General features: G+C 48.4%; 16 protein-coding genes and 2 pseudogenes. 11 read left to right on the top strand and 7 right to left on the bottom strand.

Going from position 1 to position 20673, the window contains the following annotated elements; genetic code table 11:
- Positions 1-554 precede the first annotated feature (554 nt).
- Together NDI33_RS07685 and NDI33_RS07680 are read left to right on the top strand one after the other, a co-directional pair.
- Entirely contained in the window at positions 555-3167 is a 2613-nt protein-coding gene (locus NDI33_RS07685) for a PBP1A family penicillin-binding protein (RefSeq protein ID WP_190677281.1), read from the top strand.
- A gap of 133 nt (positions 3168-3300) precedes the next feature.
- Entirely contained in the window at positions 3301-3516 is a 216-nt protein-coding gene (locus NDI33_RS07680) for a hypothetical protein (protein ID WP_190410367.1), read from the top strand.
- Positions 3517-3697: 181 nt separating this feature from the next.
- On the opposite strand, the gene NDI33_RS07675 is transcribed toward NDI33_RS07680, so the two are convergent.
- The 4 genes from NDI33_RS07675 to NDI33_RS07660 all read right to left on the bottom strand — a co-directional run bounded on the left by NDI33_RS07675 (position 3698) and on the right by NDI33_RS07660 (position 7823).
- Positions 3698-4357: a hypothetical protein gene (locus tag NDI33_RS07675; RefSeq protein ID WP_190677280.1), complete on the bottom strand. Its 660-nt coding sequence runs from the start codon at positions 4355-4357 to the stop codon at positions 3698-3700.
- 267 nt (positions 4358-4624) lie between these two features.
- Positions 4625-5296 carry a hypothetical protein gene (locus NDI33_RS07670; protein WP_206753689.1) on the bottom strand — a complete coding sequence of 224 codons (672 nt, stop codon included), beginning with the start codon at positions 5294-5296 and terminating at the stop codon, positions 4625-4627.
- Positions 5297-5397: 101 nt separating this feature from the next.
- Positions 5398-5547, bottom strand: a complete 150-nt coding sequence (locus NDI33_RS07665) for a hypothetical protein (RefSeq protein ID WP_190677276.1) — start codon at positions 5545-5547, stop codon at positions 5398-5400.
- Positions 5541-7823, bottom strand: coding sequence for an NACHT domain-containing NTPase (locus tag NDI33_RS07660; protein WP_190677273.1), 2283 nt, complete (start codon positions 7821-7823; stop codon positions 5541-5543). The genes NDI33_RS07665 and NDI33_RS07660 overlap by 7 nt, the downstream gene beginning before the upstream one ends.
- Before the next feature lie 276 nt (positions 7824-8099).
- On the opposite strand from NDI33_RS07660, the gene NDI33_RS07655 reads away from it, so the two are divergent.
- The 3 genes from NDI33_RS07655 to NDI33_RS07645 all read left to right on the top strand — a co-directional run bounded on the left by NDI33_RS07655 (position 8100) and on the right by NDI33_RS07645 (position 12618).
- Positions 8100-8387, top strand: a complete 288-nt coding sequence (locus NDI33_RS07655; RefSeq protein WP_190677269.1) for a hypothetical protein — start codon at positions 8100-8102, stop codon at positions 8385-8387.
- Between the two features lie 202 nt (positions 8388-8589).
- On the top strand, positions 8590-11616 hold the full coding sequence (gene sbcC / locus NDI33_RS07650; RefSeq protein WP_190677267.1) for an exonuclease subunit SbcC: 3027 nt from the start codon (positions 8590-8592) through the stop codon (positions 11614-11616).
- 279 nt (positions 11617-11895) lie between these two features.
- Positions 11896-12618 (top strand): alternative oxidase, encoded by a 723-nt coding sequence (locus tag NDI33_RS07645; RefSeq protein WP_190437738.1) that lies wholly within the window; start codon positions 11896-11898, stop codon positions 12616-12618.
- A gap of 174 nt (positions 12619-12792) precedes the next feature.
- Here the strand turns inward: NDI33_RS07645 and NDI33_RS07640 are convergent, their stop codons facing one another.
- Positions 12793-12954 (bottom strand): hypothetical protein, encoded by a 162-nt coding sequence (locus NDI33_RS07640; RefSeq protein ID WP_190429304.1) that lies wholly within the window; start codon positions 12952-12954, stop codon positions 12793-12795.
- A 192-nt stretch (positions 12955-13146) separates the two neighbouring features.
- On the opposite strand from NDI33_RS07640, the gene NDI33_RS07635 reads away from it, so the two are divergent.
- Together NDI33_RS07635 and cysE are read left to right on the top strand one after the other, a co-directional pair.
- Positions 13147-13608, top strand: a complete 462-nt coding sequence (locus NDI33_RS07635) for a hypothetical protein (protein ID WP_190410359.1) — start codon at positions 13147-13149, stop codon at positions 13606-13608.
- Between the two features lie 163 nt (positions 13609-13771).
- Positions 13772-14533, top strand: coding sequence for a serine O-acetyltransferase (gene cysE / locus NDI33_RS07630; RefSeq protein WP_190410358.1), 762 nt, complete (start codon positions 13772-13774; stop codon positions 14531-14533).
- A gap of 62 nt (positions 14534-14595) precedes the next feature.
- Here the strand turns inward: cysE and NDI33_RS07625 are convergent, their stop codons facing one another.
- The gene (locus NDI33_RS07625) at positions 14596-15177 is read right to left on the bottom strand and encodes an Npun_F5749 family FMN-dependent PPOX-type flavoprotein (protein WP_190526112.1); all 582 of its coding nucleotides are present in this window, start codon (positions 15175-15177) and stop codon (positions 14596-14598) included.
- A 529-nt stretch (positions 15178-15706) separates the two neighbouring features.
- Between NDI33_RS07625 and nrdJ (NDI33_RS07620) the strand changes: the two are divergent.
- The 4 genes and pseudogenes from nrdJ (NDI33_RS07620) to NDI33_RS07605 form a co-directional block, all read left to right on the top strand.
- Positions 15707-16936, top strand: a pseudogene (gene nrdJ / locus NDI33_RS07620) (ribonucleoside-triphosphate reductase, adenosylcobalamin-dependent); the annotation flags it as partial.
- Positions 16937-17180: 244 nt separating this feature from the next.
- Positions 17181-18251 (top strand): annotated as a pseudogene (nrdJ, locus tag NDI33_RS07615) (ribonucleoside-triphosphate reductase, adenosylcobalamin-dependent); the annotation flags it as partial.
- A 122-nt stretch (positions 18252-18373) separates the two neighbouring features.
- Entirely contained in the window at positions 18374-18595 is a 222-nt protein-coding gene (locus NDI33_RS07610) for a hypothetical protein (RefSeq protein WP_190410355.1), read from the top strand.
- 403 nt (positions 18596-18998) lie between these two features.
- A complete protein-coding gene (locus NDI33_RS07605; RefSeq protein ID WP_190410354.1) occupies positions 18999-19277 on the top strand; it encodes an RNA-binding protein in 279 nt (92 codons plus the stop codon).
- 274 nt (positions 19278-19551) lie between these two features.
- Here the strand turns inward: NDI33_RS07605 and NDI33_RS07600 are convergent, their stop codons facing one another.
- The gene (locus tag NDI33_RS07600) at positions 19552-20634 is read right to left on the bottom strand and encodes an ATP-dependent 6-phosphofructokinase (protein ID WP_190677261.1); all 1083 of its coding nucleotides are present in this window, start codon (positions 20632-20634) and stop codon (positions 19552-19554) included.
- Positions 20635-20673 lie beyond the last annotated feature (39 nt).

Genomic DNA, 20673 nt, shown 5'->3' with positions numbered 1-20673 from the left:
TTACGCACAAACGTTAAGCAAATTGTCCATGATGGATTGGCACCAGAAGGGCGATCGCTTATACTGATCCCAGCGGGTGCATCTGTCTTAGGAAGGATATTTTGAGCTACAAACCGAAGTTACTGTTTTCCAGATAAGTTCCCAAAAAGCGATCCCCCTGAGAAATGTTCTTGGCAAACATTTTTCAGGGGGGATCGCCGACTTCAGCGCTAACCCGCTCCTCTCAAAGCTAGATTTTTATCAAATACCACGTCCGCTCCTCTAATAAGCTCAGCCAGAGAGCAAGAAGCTGATAATTAGGAGTTTGGTAGAAAATGCCTTGAGATTTGCCCCATTTCTTGAAGTTACTTAAGCTATCAACCAACAAGGTCTAGAACAAAGCTTGGAACTGGATGACTTTAGGTGTATTCTTTGACGGAATAAAAAAATAACAATTTGACAAAAAGCGAATAAGTTCACATTGTGTAGGCACAGATCCCGGATTCAAGCCATAAAATAGGCAACAATAAGCAGGGAATTTTGCGCCAGAAGTTTTTGGTGATTGAGGAGTTGACGTGACCAAGTTCATCTCAAGACTGAAGGATTTATCAGGCAAGTTCAATGCGGGGGTGTCAAATGAACCAGTCGAGACTCCTGTAGGTAATAAAGAAGAACCAGTCGATACTCCGATTGATGGCAAGGAACAAGACGAAGGACACGCAGACGCATCACGACATCGTCGGGAATTGAAGCGAAATCTCTTGCGGCTGAAGCGCTTCTCCACTCAGGAGCTTCCTAAAATTGTCAAGAAGCCATTCACTGGAGAAAACCCACTCCATCATCAGCGTCGATTTTGGATTGGTTTAGGTGTGGGAGGAGGAGCGATCGCGCTTTTGACTGCTGCGTGGTCGCTGGAGAGTAGCTTACCCGATACCAGCGATGCCTTAACCTTGATGCGACCAGAGACTTTGACGATCAAAGCCTCAAACAACAAAATACTTCAACAAATCGGCCCAGCGACTCGCGAAACCCTCAAAATTGACAAAATTCCCAAGCAGCTAATTCAAGCTTTCATTGCGATAGAAGACAGACGCTTTTACAAACACCAGGGAGTTGATTACCAGGGAGTTTTAAGGGCAGCCTTTTCTAACTTGATAGCAAGAGATGTTGTAGAAGGCGGTAGTACCATCACCCAACAGCTGGCGAGGATGGTTTTTCTCGATCAGGAGCGTAGCGTCTGGCGCAAGCTGAAGGAAGTCCGAACCGCTCAAAAAATCGAAAATGAAAACACCAAAGATCAAATTCTAGAACGTTACTTAAATTTGGTCTATTTGGGAGAAGGTGCTTATGGCGTGGCAGATGCGGCTTGGGTTTACTTTTCTAAGCCGGTGTACGAACTAACCTTATCGGAAATGGCGACACTTGCCGCCATCCCACCAGCACCCAATCAATATTCGCCCATTAAAAATCCACAAGTGATTAAAGAGCGCCGCAATCTGGTATTACAACAGATGCAGCAGGCAGGGTTCATTACAGCCGCCGAAGCCGAGAAAGCGATCGCTGACACCCTGATAACAAAACCCAGCCGTCCTAAGCGGCTCGAAAGGTTTGCCCCTTATTTCACCGAATACATCCAACAAGAACTGCCCAAGCACGTCTCGCCAGCAGCGATTAAGGCTGGAGGATTAACAGTAGAAACCACCCTGAAGCCAGAATGGCAGGAAGCGGCGGAAAAGGCCGTTATCGAAACCGTTGAAAACCGCGGTCGCGGTCAAAACTTCGAGCAAGCCGCCCTTGTGGCGCTCGATCCGCGTACCGGCGAGATTCGGGCAATGGTCGGGGGAAAAGATTTTTATAAGCAACAGTTTAATCGCGTTACTCAGGCACAGCGCCAGCCCGGTTCGACATTTAAAGCGTTTGTATACACGACAGCAATGGCTGCCGGTTTCACGCCCTATCGCGGCTACCTGGACGCTCCCTACAAAGTAGACGGCTATACCCCCAAAAACTACAGCGAAGAGTACCGGGGCTGGATCTCCATGCGTGATGCCCTGATTGGCTCAATCAATACTGTTGCTGTCAAAGTTTTGGTCGATGTGGGATGGGATACGGTGATCGATGTTGCCCACAAAATGGGCATTGAATCAGAACTGAAGCCGACCTATTCCACCGCCCTCGGTGCTTCTGAAGTGAATCTGCTGGAACTCACCAGTGCGTATGGCACCTTTGCGACAAAAGGGATGCATACCAAAAATTACGGCATTCGTCGCGTTCTTGACCGACGCGGGAACGTTATCTACGAAGCGAAGTTTAAGCCCGACCGTGTCCTCCAAGAAGATACGTCTGCGATTATGACCTGGTTGCTGCGGGGTGTCGTGAATGAGGGGACGGGTCGCGCCGCCTCTCTAAACGATCGACCCGTTGCTGGGAAAACGGGCACCTCGGACGAGGCGCGTGACCTGTGGTTTATTGGCTACATCCCCCAAATAGTTGCAGGTGTCTGGCTGGGCAACGATGACAACAAACCGACTTGGGGCGCGAGCAGTACAGCCGCTTACACCTGGAATAAATTCATGGTGGAAGTAGTAAAAGATATCCCGGTCGAGAAGTTTCCAGATCGACCCACCGATCTGGAAGGACGTAAAGCCCAGCTCACGATCAAGCCTATCAAGCCTAAAAGCATCTTCTCTGGAAGCATCATCTCCAAAAACAGTGACGACGATGACACACCCCGGCGTAGCCGATCTCGTCGGCCTACGGATAGCGATGATAGCTCTAGCGAAGAAACTCCCCGGCGTAGACGCTACCGTACTAGCAGCGTCCAAAGCTCCGAGAGCGCGCCTCGGCGGAGACGGCGTCGCAGCCAAGAAGTCCAGCCTCAAGAAGAATCTAGACCTCGCTACCGTCGTTCTCGCCGCCAAGTAAGTACCAATTCTCAAAGCCAAGAGAGTTCAAGCAATAGCAGCCGTCGCTACCGCCGTTCTCGTCGCCAAGCAAGCACAAGCTCTCAGGAGTCGGCACCCGTTCGGCGTTCTGTTCGCAGAAGGGCATCATCAGATTCTACTTCTAGCACTGCACAGCCAAGGAGAAGACGAACTTACAATTCTGCGCCAACCGCTCCACGGGCACCGAGGAGAACAGCGGATGCCGCCCCACCTCCTGCTCCGCCAGCAGCGCGGAAGGAATAATTAGGCACGGTCAGAATCCACTTCCTAACTCTCAGGCGCGATCGCGAAAACAATGGGGATCAAACTCAGGGGTGATAGACGATCCCCTGAGTTTTGGTACGATAACCAAAAATCGATAAGAGGGTTACAAAGAATGCATTTATTGATGGAAGTTGCTACGAATACGCCCCATTTTCCAGTCTCTGCTACTGCTGTGTACGCGGTAGGTTTTATTGCCGCTGTAAGTATCGGTTCCGTTGCGTGGTATAACTCTAAGCGCCCTGTGGGTTGGGAAGATAAAGAGCGCCCGGATATTGTGCCTGAAGTTAAGAAAGAGGCAAATCCCGGTGTAGGCAAGCCTAGCGCGTAACTCTCTAACAGGAAAATTTTTAGAAAACCTATAAAGATTGTAGAGACATTGCGTTCAACGTCTTTACCGCTTATACAAACGTAGGGCAGGGGTATACCCTGCCCTACAGCGTTATTTTTGGAGACAACGAGATAAAACACCTTGGCTCGAAAAAAGGCTAGCGCAGCGGCTCGAAAAAAGGCTAGCGCAGTGCTAGAGCCGAGCGCAGGGTGACATTTAAATCGGTGTTGGGGTTAACGACAACAACATCAACTCGTTTTTTGCCTAACAGCAGTCCGCCTAAGGCACCCAAACCAGCACCTCCCAAAATTTCTTCAGTTGCGATCGCTCTGTCTCCAGTCAAAGCACCGATTGCGGCTGCGGCGGCTCCACCAACGGCGGCACCTTTCAAAATGGAACTGGTATTCGTTCCCCGGCTAACTTGTTCGGTGCGAGTAATCACTCTGGAAGAGGCATTGATATACTGCCGTTTCCCGTTGTTGAAAACTAATTCTCTAGCAACAAACTGGGAACCGCCTCTCGTCGCGGGTTGCAGTTGACCAATCACCTGAGTTCCTGCCGGAATTAAGATAGTTCCGCGAGTATTTCTGACATTTGTTGCCACCGTCAGCGTTAAAGGCATCGTTTCCTTCGGAGACACAACGATTTTATTTGCCTTGTTATAGCGCAAGGGGAGGGTTGTGCCTGAAGGAATGCTGACTTGGGAGACGGGTGGAGGCGGAAATTCGTAATATTGGGCAGCAGCAGGCGCAGGCACGACGAAGGGGGCAGCTGCACCGGCGGTCATTGTCAATGCCATGAGTGCAGCGGTTCCTGATTTCCAGCGATTGAAGCGAGACATAGGGAACACTCTCAGCAATTATACGGATAAGGGTCAAGACGCTTTGCGGCTGAATTTGTTTCTTGACAATTGCACTAATTTAGTGCATTACGAAGGAAAAATAGAGGGCGATGGGGAAAAAACTCCTCTCCGAAGTGGTTACTGTGTACACACAAGTCTTCTTGAACTTGCAAGTCCCGTTTTGATCCCCCCAACCCCCCTTAAAAAGGGGGGAAATAAAGTCAAAGTCCCCCTTTTTAAGGGGGATTTAGGGGGATCGATCAATGTTTAGCGCAGAGCGACTGTGACTGGCAGCTGAGAACCCAGGGTGACAGTCCTCAAATCAAGGCTGGGATTAACGGAGATGACATCAACCGATTTGCGTCCCCAAAATAGCCCAGCTAAAGCGCCCAAGCCTGAGCCACCCAAGACTTCTTCAGTCGCGATCGCTTTGTCGCCAACCAGTGCTGCGATCGCGGATGCAGCGGCTCCACCCAAGGCGGCACCTTTCAAAATTGTGTTAGTTCTAGAACCTTTTTTGATTTGTTCAGTTCTCGTCACAATTTGAGAAGTGGCATTGATTGCCCGAGTCCCATCTAAGGGGAGAACAATTTGTGTAGCAACAAATCGAGAGCCTTGACCAGCGGGTTCTAATTGACCCAGAATCTTTGTTCCTGCTGGAATCAAAGTTGTCCCGTAACTGCTTTTAACCGTTGATGAAACTGTTAAAGTTAAAGGCACTTTTTCGGTTCGAGATAGCAAGATTTTTTCAGCCGTTCCGTCATATCTAACAGGAATAGAAGCTCCAGAAGAAATTACAGTCTTGGTCTGAGATGGGTTGCTGGCACGAGGGACTGTAGGGACAGGAACATTGATGGGTACAGCGCCAACAGAACCGGCAAATGTGCCCAGAGCCATCAATACCAAAACGCCAGCCTTTAAGTTGTTTAAGGAAGTCATAAATAGGGAACTCACGAACTTTGTGTATTTTCACTGATACCTTCTTAGAAGTTCGTGGGTTCAAAAAGTTTCTGCAAAATAAAACTTTTTTCGGTGAGATATTAAGCCTTAATTAGCTGTATCAATTCCTGAAACAGGTAAAACAATCTATCTTCAATGTGCGATCGCGCTGTTCGGGAAGAATTGTAAAAAATGCGATCGCACTTTCTAGGCGAGGTGGAGAAAGAATGCGATCGCACTACAGTTACCATCTTTTCCGCTTCTCAATCTCAGCAATGGGTAACAACAAGCTATCCTCTATCTCCTGTCGCACCTCACGGCTCACATAACAATCGCTATTTAGGCACTGCACCAGCAACCAAATTGCATCGTAATACTGAGAAAGTAATTTTATTTGGTTTTCGTTAAACTGCCAATCGTGACCAATATTACGATGCTTAATCATCACTTCTCTTAATTTTTCAGCCCAAGCTATAGCGTTTGCTTTCCACCATTGCTTATTTGGTGCCCAGTCTTTCGATTTAGGTAATTTAGGTAATTGATCTCTAAGTTGTTGCAGCAAGTTCTCTAGTTCTGGCTCACCGCCGAGGTTGAGGGCGTGGTCGAGGGCGTGGTCGAGGTTGAGGGCGCTGTCGAGGTGGAGGGCAAGGGCGAGGGCGCGGTTGAGGGCGCTGTCGAGGTAAAGGGACGTGTCGAGGTGGAGGGCAAGGGCGCTGTCGAGGTGGAGGGCAAGGGCGAGGTCGAGGTCGAGGTCGAGGGCGCGGGCGGCGTAAAAAGCGCGGACTGCTGACTTATACTTATATGGAATTTGGACTGACAGAGATTTCTTACTTACCCACATTAGGAACTGCTGCAACTTCTCATCAGTAGCTACAATCCCATCAACTTGATGTTGCATTAACTGTAGTAACCGATCTGCACTTGGCGACATCCCAACCGCTAGAAAGAAAACTTCTCGCCAGCGTTTTTCAGTAATGTGATTAACTAGACTTTGCAACGCCTCTTCTGATGACTGTTTTACAACAACAGTTTCTCTAGCAGTGAAATACTCGTGAAATGTTAGATGGGAAAACGAGTAAATCGCTTTAGCTCGTTCCACTACTAGACCATGATGATGCTCAATTGAGCGTAAAACTTCCTCACTGTCCAGTTGCAATGCTTCCTCATCAGTATTAGCACCAGGTAAATTCCGGATGTAATTTGTAATATATTGCTCGGCTACTTTCTGTTTAAAGAAATAGTCACTTTGCTCAAACGTAGCCAGGGCAATTTTGCTGAGTAAATCTTCCTTACGCTGAACTGATAACTTTTTATAAACTTGAGCGCGTTGAATCCCGCGCTTGGCATCCCATTTTTTCAGCAATGCATCCAGTCCTTCTTTGTATAGTTCAGAACGATTCGCTGGAAAATCCCCTGATTCTTCAAATGCCAAACATAGCAGCGTTAACAGCAGCGGACTTGTGGCGAGTTCGTTGATCCGCTCATTGTCTTCGAGGCGTTCGATAAAAGTCTCTGATTTTACAGCTTTATTCTTAAACCAGTTGCTTGCAAAGGTAGCAATTTGCTCGCTATCAAAATCAGCAACTTCTACCTCTGTGAACTTCTCAAATGTATATTCCCGTGCTGCGATACGGCAGGTCATCACAAAGTGGTTTTCACGATACTGATCGGAGAAAACCCGAATCTCCTTTAAGACGCGCTTATTGTCTTCCTCTCTAACTTCATCTAGCCCATCCAGTAAAATCAATGCTCTGCTGTGTTTAATTACATTTTGTAGAGACGTGATTAATTGCGTCTCTACAACCCCGCAACTCGCGAATTGCTGAGTGATGTATTCTAATAAGCCTGGTTTATTAGCGGCTTCAGCAAACTCTTTGAGGGTAATAAAAATTGGCACGCGATCAGCCTGAAACTCGCCCTGATTGCACTGAATCGCTAAATACTTCAAAAATGTGGTCTTGCCAGCCCCAGGCTTCCCCAAGATCATCAGCTTGGTATATTTCTCGACTGCCTCTAGTCCTGGGACTCGTTCTTCAGTGATTCTGCCCAGTCCAAAGCGATCAACATCCTCAAAGTTGCACTCTTGCAGTAATTCAGAAATATCTTTGCGCGTGCGCCCAGTAATTTTCTCCAGAATGTTGACGTTAGTGTAGATATCATTCAACCCAATGGGGTGAGTCATATCCAGCACCCGCATTGTCCCGCAGTCTTCTTGAATGTTGGGTTTTATCTTTTCGCGTACTTCTTGCACCAGTGCGGCGATATCAATGCTGTTATCTTGATTAGCTGCTATTTCTGGTTCTCTGGGTGGCTGGGCGACTATTTCTTCCCACTCAAAACCCAGCTTTTCACAAATCTGCTTAAAATTGTTGCGGTCAATTCGCTTACCTTTAAAGAATTTGTCACCAGTTTGGCGACTCATTCCTAAATCTTCTGCCAAAGCCATCTGAGTCAAAGATTTCTGTTTCAAAGCTCTTTTTGCTTTCTCAATGCCGTCTGGTGATGCCTGAAGCGATCGCCCTGTCATATTGCTACTAAAAATCTTTCGTCTATTTTACTCACCTCAATCGGTGCCAATTGCCAAACTCATACAACTCATACACAAAGTCATAACTTCTCTAACTGTTACACACACTGGATCGCAGCCATCGTATCGAGATGATGTAAGAAACGAGCTGGAAGGTGAATTTATGACAGCATTTATACTTAATGTCTTACTTGTAATGCTGATTGAAGAGTCTGCTAAGGCAGGCTTCCGGAAGCTTAAAAAAAGTAAGGCTGTCAGACACCGGATTTCGGTGTTGTGGTTTTGTCTCTATATCAGATGGCGATCGCGCAAATAATCAACCGGGCGAATGGAATTCGCGGCTACACAGACGAAACCCGCCTGCGCGGGTTTGAGTTTTTTAGGATGATCGGTAGGACGCGATCGCGTAACCTAGCCTTAAAAGCGCGAATTGATAAGTTAGCACTTTGCGATCGCATCTCCCCTACATATGAAGAAGGCTTGGAAATCATTGCAGTTGCTTCTTGGATGATTCGGGAAGAAATAGAACAGAAGGATAGGCGCAAAGCCGAGATAGAGCAATAGCTAACAGCATTTCTAAAACCCGCGCAGGCGGGTTTCGTTTGTATAGGCGCGAATTTCATTCGCCACGAATATTTTGATTCAGCAGAAATTTTTACATCAAATTCGGTCTTAATTGCCAAAAACCTGATTTTTCAACCGTTAAACTAAACAATAGTGCAGATGTACTGCTACTTCTCATAAAAGGTATGGCGCTATAGCCTGAATGATCCCACAGCAACTGGTTCTCAAAAATTTCCTCAGCTACCGCGAGGCTACCTTAGAGTTTAGCGGTCTACATACCGCCTGTATTTGCGGTTCTAATGGTGCGGGTAAATCTTCCCTCTTGGAAGCGATCACCTGGACGATTTGGGGTGAAAGCCGCGCTGCAACAGAAGACGATGTCATCCACGCCGGGGCGAAAGAAGTTCGGGTTGATTTCACCTTCCAATGCGATCGCCAAACCTATCGCATCATTCGCACCCGCATCCGGGGACAAGGTGGATCGCTGGAATTTCAAGTCCAATCATCCGGCGATTTTCGCTCTTTAACCGGGCGCGGAATCCGGGCGACGCAGGAAGCGATCGTCCATCACCTCAAGCTGGATTACGACACTTTTGTGAATTCGGCTTATCTGCGTCAAGGACGGGCGGATGAGTTTATGCTCAAGCGTCCCAGCGAACGGAAAGAAATTCTCGCGGATTTGCTGAAACTGTCTCAATATGAAGAATTGGCAGAACAGGCGAAAGATTTATCCCGCCAATTAAAAGGACAGGCGGAGCAATTGGATCAGAATTTGCAGACGATCAAGCAACAACTGCAACAAAAAGATGCGATCGCTCAACAACAACCAATTCTGGAAACTCAACTGGCAGAATTACAGCAAGCCCAAGCTGTTGACAATGAAAAAGTCCAAAGTCTGCTCGCAATCCAGCATCAGCGGCAAACTTGGGAACAACAACTAAGCTTTGTTCGCCAGCAATATCAAAATCTCACCAAAGATTGCGATCGCTATCGCCAAGAAATTGCCACAACTCAACTGCAACAGCAACAATTAGAAGCTTTACTGAATCAAAAAGACCAAATTACCGCTGGGTATGCTCACTACCAAGATTTGCAAACCCAGGAAGAAACGCTCACCGCGAAGTCACAAGCTTACCAAGATGCCCAACAGCAACGGCAACAACTCCAACGACAGCTTGAGCGGCAAATTAACGAACTTAACCTGCAACTGCGACAAGCTCAAGGACAACTAGAAGCGGTACGGCAATCTAGGGCAGATATTCAGCAAATCCTCAGCCGCACCGAAGAAGTAGAAGCCGGATTAAAACAACTCCAAGAGGCGCGGGGTTACGTCAGTTATCTCGATCGGTTGCAGTTACAAGTTGCTCCTTTGGTGCAACGTCGCGGACAGGTGCAGATGGAACTCGATCGCTCTCAAGCGCGATTATCTGCCAGATTAGAAGAACTTCGCAAATCCGCCGCTCAGTTGCAAGACAGGCAAAAACGCTTACCTCAATTGCAACAGCAATTACAACAAGTTCAAAGTCAAATTCAGCAACTTGACAAAAAGCGCGTCTATCAGGAAAGGGTGCAGGAGAAAGAACTGCAACAGCGGAGTTCTCGCGATCGCCTTCAGGCGGCTCAAAAAGAATGCGAAACTAAACTTGCAGAAATCGACCAAAAGCTGCAACTGATCCAGACGCCAAATGCGAGTTGTCCTTTATGCGATCGCCCTCTTGACGAACACCACTGGCAGCTAGTGGTGCAAAAAACCCACGATCAGCAACAGGGAATTCAAGATCAATTCTGGGATGTAGAGGGGCTACTCGCGGTCTGTGAGTACCAGCTACAGGGGTTGCGGAAGGAAATTACCGAAATTGCCCAAGCACTGGCAAACTACGATTCCTTGCGCGAACAACGGGGACAGTTAGCAGCGGAAAGTTCCGCGATGGCTGAAATCCAGACGCGCCTGCAACAAATTGAGGTAGAAAAGCAACAAATTGAGCGATCGCTTTCCTCCGGTAACTATGCACCCGATCGACAAGAAGAACTGCGCCACCTTGAGCAACAGTTGCAACAACTTAACTACAATGAGCAAGACCATGCCCTCGCCAGAGGTGAGGTAGAGCGGTGGCGCTGGGCAGAAATTAAGCAAGCAGAAATTAAACAAGCCCAGCGGCGTCAAGCTCAAATAGACGCTCAGATGCCAGAATTGGTGGCGAAAATTGCGAATCTGCAATCGCAAATGCAACAACTGCAAGTGAATTCGGAATTATCGCGGCAGATTGAAGCACTCGATCGAGAGATGGCGGAAATTGGTTACGAGCGATCGCAGCACGACGCCCTCAGAACCGCTTTACGCAAGTCTCAGTCGTGGCAAGTCCGCTATCAGGAACTTGCTTCCGCGCAACAGCAATATCCTTCTTTGTTAAAGCGATCGCAAGATTTGGAGCAATCGTTGCAAATGCGATCGCAAGATTTGCAACAGATGACGACTCAGATAGACACCAGCGTTCGACAGTTGCAACAAACACCGGATACGAAAGCCGAAATTACAACGATTGAACAGCAGATACAGCGGCGGCGTCTGCAACTCGACGAGAAGCAACGCCAGTTAGGAAGCTTGCAACAACAACAACATTATCTAGAAACGCTCCAAAATCAGCATGACGCACTCACTGCTCAACACGCCAAGGTGCGGCAGCAATATCGCGTTTACCAGGAACTAGGGCAAGCTTTTGGCAAAAATGGTATCCAGACGCTGATGATTGAGAATATTCTGCCTCAATTGGAAGCAGAAACGAATACTCTCCTCTCTCGGCTCAGTGGGAACCAGTTACACGTACAGTTTGTTACTCAGAAAGCAGGGCGGAGTGGACGCTCTGCAAAAAAAGCTACCAAAATGATTGACACTTTAGATATTTTAATTGCCGATGCTCGCGGCACCCGCCCTTATGAAACTTATTCTGGCGGGGAAGCGTTTCGGATTAACTTTGCGATTCGTCTAGCTTTAGCGAAATTGTTGGCGCAGCGTGCGGGAACGGCATTGCAAATGCTGATTATCGATGAGGGATTTGGCACCCAAGATGCGGAAGGATGCGATCGCTTGATTGCCGCAATTAATGCGATCGCGCCTGACTTCGCCTGCATCCTCACCGTCACCCATATGCCGCAATTCAAAGAAGCCTTCCAGACTCGGATTGAAGTGTATAAAACCCCCAGCGGTTCTCACTTGAGCTTGGTGCTGTAGGAACTTAGCCCCCTAATCGCGTTCCCTACGGTGTAGAAGTTGGCAGAACTCTCTCCAAACGCCTCTCCGAAGCGGAGCGGGGCTTTGAAGATGGCTGGAGGGTTAGGTAAGTGCAACCCGAACCCTAATGTTCGGACTTCTCACCCTAGTTCACCCACTCAGGCGATACCCATCGCTCCGGGGAACGCTACGATCAAAGTAAGAGGAAAGAAAAACCCAACAGCATCTTCCTCCAGGCTGAATTTTCAGCCATTCTTCTCACTCCTAAGGGAGGACTTAATGATTCGATTTCTGGTTAGCGTGCTTGTGTTCGTGATCGACACGCTTTATCGCGATCGCCCTTACCAGCGCTTCTACGTGCTAGAAACAGTGGCTCGCGTCCCCTACTTTTCCTTCCTATCGGTTTTACACCTTTACGAAACTCTTGGCTGGTGGCGAAAAGCGGACTGGCTCAAGGTTCACTTTGCGGAATCTTGGAATGAAATGCACCACCTGCTGATTATGGAATCGTTAGGGGGAAACCAACATTGGAGCGATCGCTTCCTTGCCCAAACCACAGCCCTGTTCTACTACTGGGTAGTTGTAGGACTTTACATCGCGTCGCCCCGCACCGCCTATAACTTCATGGAAATGGTGGAAGAACACGCCCATCATACCTACGACGCCTTCTTGCGCGAGCATGAAGCCGAATTGAAAACCAAACCCGCGCCCCAAGTTGCGATCAACTACTACCGGGACGGCGATCTCTACCTATTTGATGAATTTCAAACCGGCGTAGTCCCCGAATCTCGCCGCCCTGCGGTTGATAACCTCTATGACGTTTTCGTCAACATCCGGGATGACGAAGGCGAACACGTCAAAACCATGATGGCGTGTCAAAAAGCGGATGCTCAGAAAACCTTTAAGAGTCCCCACTCTCTCCCTTATTCGGAACAGCAGGTTGTACTGCCTCTAGTGACAGACGCTGAGCTTGAGCGCGAGTTAGCTGATTCTCCCTTTTAAGTAGTAGTTAATTGGCTATTCTCTTGCTTGCTAGCCGGTGCTAGAGCATTAGTAGCGGAATTTTAAAGAACCCCACCCCAAACCTTCCCGCTGGGGTGGAGTTCTTTAATTTGCATTTTTTAAAAGGCTGAAGATGCTCTCGATTTTTTGAGCTAACACGCACACAGTTGAGCATTATTCCCCAAAACACCAGGCAAAAAAGATCAAGATCCCTACCATCATCAACCAGTGGGGGATTGATACTAAATTCAAAATGCTCAAAGGAAATAACACTAAAACTTCCGAGAAGAACCAGCTGGTGACAAACAGCAGCATCATCAAGATAACGAGGGGCACACAACCTCCTACAAAATAGGGCAACAAAATACTGCAACAAAAAATTGGTGATTCATGTGGCAGACATACATCTGGCACCTATACTGCCAATAGAGAGAACCGTTTTGATTACAACTATAAGTAGGCTTATCTATATTCCGTACTCATCTACGGAGAGAAAATAAATACCGTAGTTGAGAAGAGGTACTTGCCATGCAATTTAGGCGTTTTGGAATTCTCGCTTTACTGACCGTTTTCAGCGCTACAGCCGTTTTAGCAAAAGAAGCAAATTTTGACCGTTTGATTGTTGATGGAAGTGGCAAGGCATCTGTGACTGGTTATACCAGCGGAGCATTCTCCCTGTCAGCGATCGCGAATCGCGATCGCCAGAACAACCCCTGTATTGGTTATGGGGGCGACGAAACTCCCGACCATATCATGGTGGTGAAGAAAGGTTTCCCCAATCTGACAGTAAAAGTAAATACTGGAGGCAAGGACAGCACTCTAGTCATCAAGGGGCCTGATGGTACCATTCGCTGTGGCGATGACACGGGTTCCAACAAAGATGCGAGTATCACAGACTCAGACTGGAAATCAGGCAACTATAGTATTTGGGTAGGTTCCATCAAAGAGCGGCAAAGATGGGATTATACGCTTTCTGTGCAACCAGAATAGAACCCCAGATTTTTTAGATGATTTAGAGTCTAAGTCTTGACCTGTCATCATTCTCACACCGCCATCCAAAATTTAAAACTTCGGTGCGGTTCCCCTACCTTAGAAACTCACTCGGAACGATATGATAGTGAGTGGTCTGTAGTGCCAAAATGGATATCCACTCGTGCTATCTACGCTTCTAGCTGACTTTCGCATCATCTTCGAGCGCGATCCAGCAGCCCGTAACTGGCTGGAGGTTTTATTTTGCTATCCCGGTTTGCAAGCGCTGCTATTTCATCGCCTTGCACACTGGCTAAGACTACTGGGAATCCCCTTCATCCCCCGGTTGATTTCCCACTTAGCTCGCTTTTTTACCGGCATTGAAATCCACCCTGGTGCCGTAATCGGGCGGGGCGTTTTTATTGACCACGGCATGGGTGTGGTAATTGGTGAAACCGCCATTGTGGGAGATTATGCTCTGATCTATCAGGGCGTTACGCTAGGCGGTACTGGGAAAGAAAGTGGCAAGCGTCACCCTACCTTGGGGGAAAATGTCGTAGTCGGTGCTGGTGCCAAAGTTCTCGGCAATCTTCAAATCGGCAATAATGTCCGCATTGGTGCTGGCTCGGTTGTATTGCGCGATGTTCCTTCGGATTGTACGGTAGTAGGCGTTCCGGGTCGGATTCTTTATCGTTCCGGCGTCCGCGTGAATCCCTTAGAACATGGAAGCCTTCCCGATTCTGAGGCTGCGGTAATTCGGGCTTTGGTTGACCGTCTGGAAGCACTAGAACAACAGGTACAAGAGTTACAACAACCGGCTCATGCCTCAATGCCTGTTCCCTTAGGAGCCGGACATCATGTATCGGATATCCCAGCCGCCGCCGCACCCAGTTGTCGTGTGCAAGATGGATTGATCCGGCAATTCTTAGATGGTTCTGGGATTTGAATAATTAAAAATTAGGAATTAAAAATGGAATTTCTCAATTTGGAATTTTGCGTTTTTAATTCTTACGGATTTACGGCTTGAATAGACCAAGCTTGAGAACTATCGAGGCGATAAAGACATCGGTTTTGGGGATCGCCTCGCAACTCCAAATGATCGACCTGTACGGGTTCTAGTAGTAGGAGACAAAAACTCTCTAGCGGCTTTTGGGGGTCGGGTGGCGGCGGAGAAAAAGTGCTGACATCGGCTCTCCTTTCTCTGGGATGGGGCCAACCAAATTGCAGGCGAGCGGCGTCGGAAAGGTCTTGCCAAGACACCTGACGCGCTTGCTGGAGCAGAGAATCAGGATAATTGGCTCCTACCAGCGTCAGCGTCCCAGCGAGGCGAAATTGTTCGCGAGTGGTGGTAAAGTACCAGCAAGCTTCTGCCCAAGGGTGATGCTCGATTTGATCGGCTTTCTGGCTGCGAGAATCGGTGACAAATTTTAATTGGTTGGTATTGTCTAAAAATCCCCGAAAGACGAGCGTGCGGTTAGCAGGACGCCCATCAGCCTGGATGGTGGCTAGCTGTAAGTAGCGAGAATGGGGTTCGCTACGGTTACGGTGTAGGGCACCCGAAAGAAGCGATCGCCAGGGAGCAAGCATCATCGTCAAGAGTTCATCCCCATTACCAATTACCCATTTTCCAAAATATCAGTTTAGTATCTTGAGTTGTTTAATTGCCGTTTCCTAGCGCTCCTTTAACGGATTTGGAAAAATTAACGCGATCGCAATCTGGTAACTTTGCGACTTGCTGCCCTCCGAATTTGATGAGCCAAATGACTGCGACAGGGAGTATTTGTCACTGGGAAGATCCTGTCTGTTGCGCTCGTGAAATAAGTTTGCTGTTGAACGTTTGCACCGCCTCTCAAAAAGGCAATTGAAAGCAAGACAGTAATCTCAAACGATGGGAAAGGGCGGCTGACAATCGCCCTTAATTTTTGCCTTTTGACGCTCTTGTAACTATTACGACTGTGACCAATTGAGCCGCTCAATGGGATATTTTACTGTACCAATTTTATCTAGAAAGCCACACGGATAGCGCAATTTCCTCGATTTTTCAAGCTTTGACCCCATATCTGCGATCGCGTATAGTAAGTGATCTGTGAATTTTCCCAAAACCAATCAGACTTGACCTATGGTTCGAGAGCTTGAGCGAGTAATCCAGACGAGCCGGTTTCCTGAAACGGCACCGGCTGCGAATCCTGTATTTTTTAGGACGTACAGCCGTCGCACCCAATCGGGGCGCGAGACTTGGGATGAAGTGTGCGATCGCACGATTAGGGCGTTGACGAAGCTTGGCAAGCTCACCCCTAAAGAAGCTGACACGATCGATCGCATGCAGCGCCAGATGAAAGCTCTTGCCTCTGGACGTTGGCTGTGGGTGGGCGGCAGCGAGTGGATTGAAAGACCCGAAAACTTCTCAGGAGCCTACAACTGCACCAGCACCAATGTAGTAGACTGGCGTGCCTTCGGTCTGATGATGGATTTGGCAATGATGGGGTGTGGCACTGGAGCCGTTCTCGAACCAAAATACATTAAGCAACTGCCACAAATTCGCAATCGCCTTGTGGTGACGGTACAAGGTGAGATTGGCTCTACTCCTGCGTTGCAGCGCCGCGAACTGACAGAAGTGAAAGTAGAGGGCGAAAAAGTCAAAATTTACGTCGGAGACAGTCGCCAAGGCTGGGTTAAGTCTTATCAAACTTTGCTGGAATTATCGAGCGATGAGCGCTTCACAGCAGAAGTACAGGTATCCATCGACCTCAGCGATGTCCGAGCAGCTGGAGAACCCCTCAAAGGCTTTGGTGGCGTTGCCAATCCCGTGAAGTTGTCAGGTCTTTACGAACGTTGCGCGTCAATTTTAAATAAAGCTCTAGGAAGGCGTCTGAATTCGGTTGAGTGCTGTTTATTAATAGATGAAGCCGCCGTTGTCGTGGTTGCTGGCAACGTCAGGCGCTCAGCTGGAATGAGGCAAGGTTCTAGCGATGATGAAAAATTTGCCGACGCGAAAGGCAATCTTTGGCAGCAAGATGAAAACGGCAACTGGCGCATCGATCCAGAACGGGATGCGCTTCGCATGGCAAATCACACTAGAGTTTTTCACCACAAACCCACTCTAGAAGAATGCCTTGCCTCCGTTCGTCAGCAGCATTATTCCGGGGAAGGCGCAATTCAATGGGCAGGAGAAGCAGTAGCAAGAGCCAACTGCGATCTATTAGAAACCCCTGAGCTGAAAACTGATTTTCTGCAAGCTTATAGTCAAGGTAGCGCTGAACAGTGGTTAGGAGAACACTACCCCGACCTATCTCCTGATGAGATAGAGCATCGATTAGCTCGTGTTGGTTTGAATCCTTGCGGTAGCTTAGATTTTGCCGCCTAACCTGGGAACAGGTTAGATAGTCAGAGGGTGAATTGCTGGAAGCCTAAACACCCAAAAAGGTGCAAGGTAATCAGCAGCCAAGCTCCAGATGTAAGGCAGGTAGCCCCAGAGCTGGAGAAGGTTCAGAGACTAGACCTGCGGGAAACCAATAATGGTCAGATAGCGCCCTCCACCTAGACCAGGTGAAGATATAGTCCGAGACCACTAGAAATAGTGGATAACAAAACCGGAAATCATCGGCTCAAACTTCCACTGCAACCTTTCGGAGGTTCATCTCAATCAAATTGACCCACATAACTATAAAGAACAAGAGGAAGCTTTCACGGCTGGAGCATTATCAGTCGCCTCACTGCTCAATCACGAATTTGTCGAAGAACGCTATCGAAAGTCACGGGAACTCGATCCAATTGTGGGAGTTTCTTTCACAGGATTATTTGATTTCTTTGTGAATGCCTTTGGTGTGGATTGGTTGCGCTGGTGGGAAGCAGGGAGACCGGAAACAGAGGCAGGACTAAGCTTTAAGAAACAGGAGCAGGAATATTTGACGCGCTGGCGGGAAACGGTGCATCAAGTGGTGTGGGATTATTGCGATCGCCACGGCATCAAACGCCCCAACCGCTGCACCACGGTTCAGCCTTCCGGGACAAAATCCTTGCTGACAGGCGCTTCACCGGGCTGGCATCCGCCAAAAGCTCAACGTTTTCTGCGCCGGATCACCTTCAGAAAGAATGACCCAGTTGCTCTGGCGTGTATTGACTACGGGTACAACGTGATTCCGTCTCAGTCTGATAAAGATGAAAACGGCAATCTCCTGAACGATCCCTTCGATCCCAGATGCTCGGAATGGCTGGTAGAAATCCCCGTTGCTGTCGCTTGGGCGGATTTACCGGGAGCCGATCAAATCGAGATTGGCAAGTTTAACGCGATCGCGCAAGTGGATTTTTATATGCAAGTTCAAAAATTCTTTGTGCGTCACAACACCTCCGCGACCATCGAGTTGCGCGAGAGCGAGATCGAAGCGTTAGGCACTCGGATTTACGAAGCAATCCGAGACGATCAGGGTTACATCTCAGCAGCGCTTCTAGCTCGCTTCGACGATCATCAGACGTTTCCGCGCTTGCCGTTTGAGCCAATCGCCAAAGAGCAGTATGAGCAGATAGTCCAGGAAGTCGAAAAGCGACGCCAGACCGAAAATTTTCATGCTGCCTTAAGTCGCTACGATTCAGGCTATTTAATGGAAGTCGGTCCCGCTGGGTGCGACTCGGATAAGTGCTTATTCTCCGACCAAAAGTCTGGCTAGAGGCGTAAACCTTGTTTTTGGGAAGAAGCGATCGCATCTTCCCATACCACTACCCGCAATCGGACACGCTACGATCGACGGATAGACATCAGTTACTATCAGGCAGCAACAGGAGACTCTCAATGTTTCTCGATGAACTAACCCCGCTCTTTAAAGAATTCACTCAGCACCCAGGCGCTTTCTTAGGCGGATTGGTTTCTGGTTTACTCCGCATCAACCTGAATGATGACCCCGTGAAAACCTGGCTTGACGGACAGGCAGGTGTAGCTCCTTCCCCTACAGCTTCTTCCAACGGCAGTGGTAACGGCAAAGGTAGTGGCCCACAGTCAATTTCTATTGACTAACTTGGCATCGAAAGCTGAATGAGGCTAAAGATAAAGACGGCTGGAAAGTTGGCAGCGGTTCGGTCGATTTTTCTGAGAAATTTAGCCTCCCTAATCTTTGAAATTCTCCCTTGGGCAATGTCTTCTGAGCCACTGCTAAAAGTCAGGGAATTTTAATAATTAGAGAACCGCTCAGCGTGTACCCTAGATCCTCTCCCACAATGAAATTAGTAGGCTATGATAGGACGAAACCTAAAAGTTCAGTCCTATTAATGGTCGGATTTGGGACTCGTGCAGCCACATTTGTGGGCTGGGTTGATGAAAATTCACCATTGGTAAATAAGTCTTGACCTGGCATTAGGGGTCACATCTAGCCATCTAGGGGTTCTGAACTTTAGTTCCTCGTTCAGCTTTATCGATCCACATGACCATTTACGTTGGAAACCTGTCTTACCAAGCGACCGAAGAAGATTTGACAGCAGTCTTTGCAGAGTACGGCGCGGTGAAGCGAGTTGTCTTACCGACAGACCGCGAAACGGGACGTATGCGCGGATTTGCTTTTGTTGAAATGACAGATGATGCCCAAGAAGACGCAGCCATCACAGAATTAGATGGGGCTGAATGGATGGGCCGTCAGCTTAGAGTGAATAAAGCACGACCCAAGGAGGACGATCGCGGCGGCGCGAGGCGAAGCAGATTTTAAGGAGAGATAGGGCGAAATCAGCACGGTTGTTTGAAAAACACTCCTGAAAAAGGACAACCGTGCTGGTTTTGTCACACATTGCCACCGCTTCTCAACACTGAGCAGAATCGATGCTGATGGCTTACACAAGAGACGAGTCGTGGCGGTGGAGAATCCGGCGGCTCGTTAAGTTCCTAAGTTAAGTCTCTAAGCTGGTAGAGCGAAACAGAAAGCTTCGCGATCGCAGATTGCTCTGTTCAATATTTCTACACCGCGATCGCAGAACTTTAGCCGTTTAGTCTCCCAGGCAAATCCCCAAACCTCTAGCAGTTTTGACCAGAGTATCGTTAGTATCTACGGCTCTGTATTGTCCAATCGCTTCAGCAATTGGCACGCTGACAATTTCGCGGTTTTGCCAGGTAACAACGCGATCGTACTTTTCCTCAGCAATCAGATCGACAGCCGCCACCCCAAAGGCAGTTGCCAGTAACCGATCCAGAGGCGAAGGCAGTCCCCCTCGCTGAACATGACCTAAAACAGTCACGCGAGTTTCTGCACCACTGGCAATCGAAATCTCCTCCGCCAAGTACTGCCCGATTCCGCCTAATCGACATTCGCCGAATCGATCCATATTCTTAACTGGATTGCCTTCAGCCGTGCAAACCGCCTCTGAGACAATGACGATCGAGAAATTCTTTCCCATCGCTTGACGATTCCGAATTTTGCGACAGACATTTTCAATGGTGTAAGGAATTTCTGGGATCAAGATCACATTGGCTCCCCCGGCGATCCCCGCATTCAGGGCAATATGACCGGCATCGCGCCCCATCACTTCCAGGATCATGACTCGATTGTGGCTAGCCGCAGTAAAGTGCAATCGGTCGAGGGCTTCGGTGGCGATGTTGACGGCGGTATCAAATCCGATAGAACGCTCAGTGCTACCAACATCGTTATCAATGGTTTTGGGAATCCCGACTAAGTTGATCCCGCCTTGTTGCGCGAGTTTTCGGAGAATCGCTAAACTGCCGTCCCCGCCAACTCCAATTAAAGCTGACAAGCCTAGTTGATGGTAGCCCGCAATAATGTCTTCTGAGCGATCGCGCAAACTTCCATCCGCCATTGGAAACGCAAAGGGATTTCCTTTGTTCGTCGTTCCCAGCACTGTACCGCCCATCGTGAGCAAGTGGTCTACCTTATCAAACTCCAGCTTGATTGCTTCTGGCGGACTGCTCATTAAGCCCAGCGTAGACCGGCAAATCCCCCACACTTCCCAGCCGTACTTACCATTTGCACAGCGGACAACTGCCCGAATCACAGCATTTAGCCCCGCACAGTCACCCCCACTGGTCAGGATTCCGATCCGTTTGTATTCTCCCATCTTGTTTTTTTGGATTGCGAGCGGTAATTATCTAATTTC

The sequence above is a fragment of the Trichocoleus sp. DQ-A1 genome (assembly GCF_039961955.1).
Lineage (GTDB): Bacteria > Cyanobacteriota > Cyanobacteriia > Cyanobacteriales > FACHB-T130 > FACHB-T130.
This window is presented reverse-complemented; position numbering and strand designations above follow the sequence as displayed.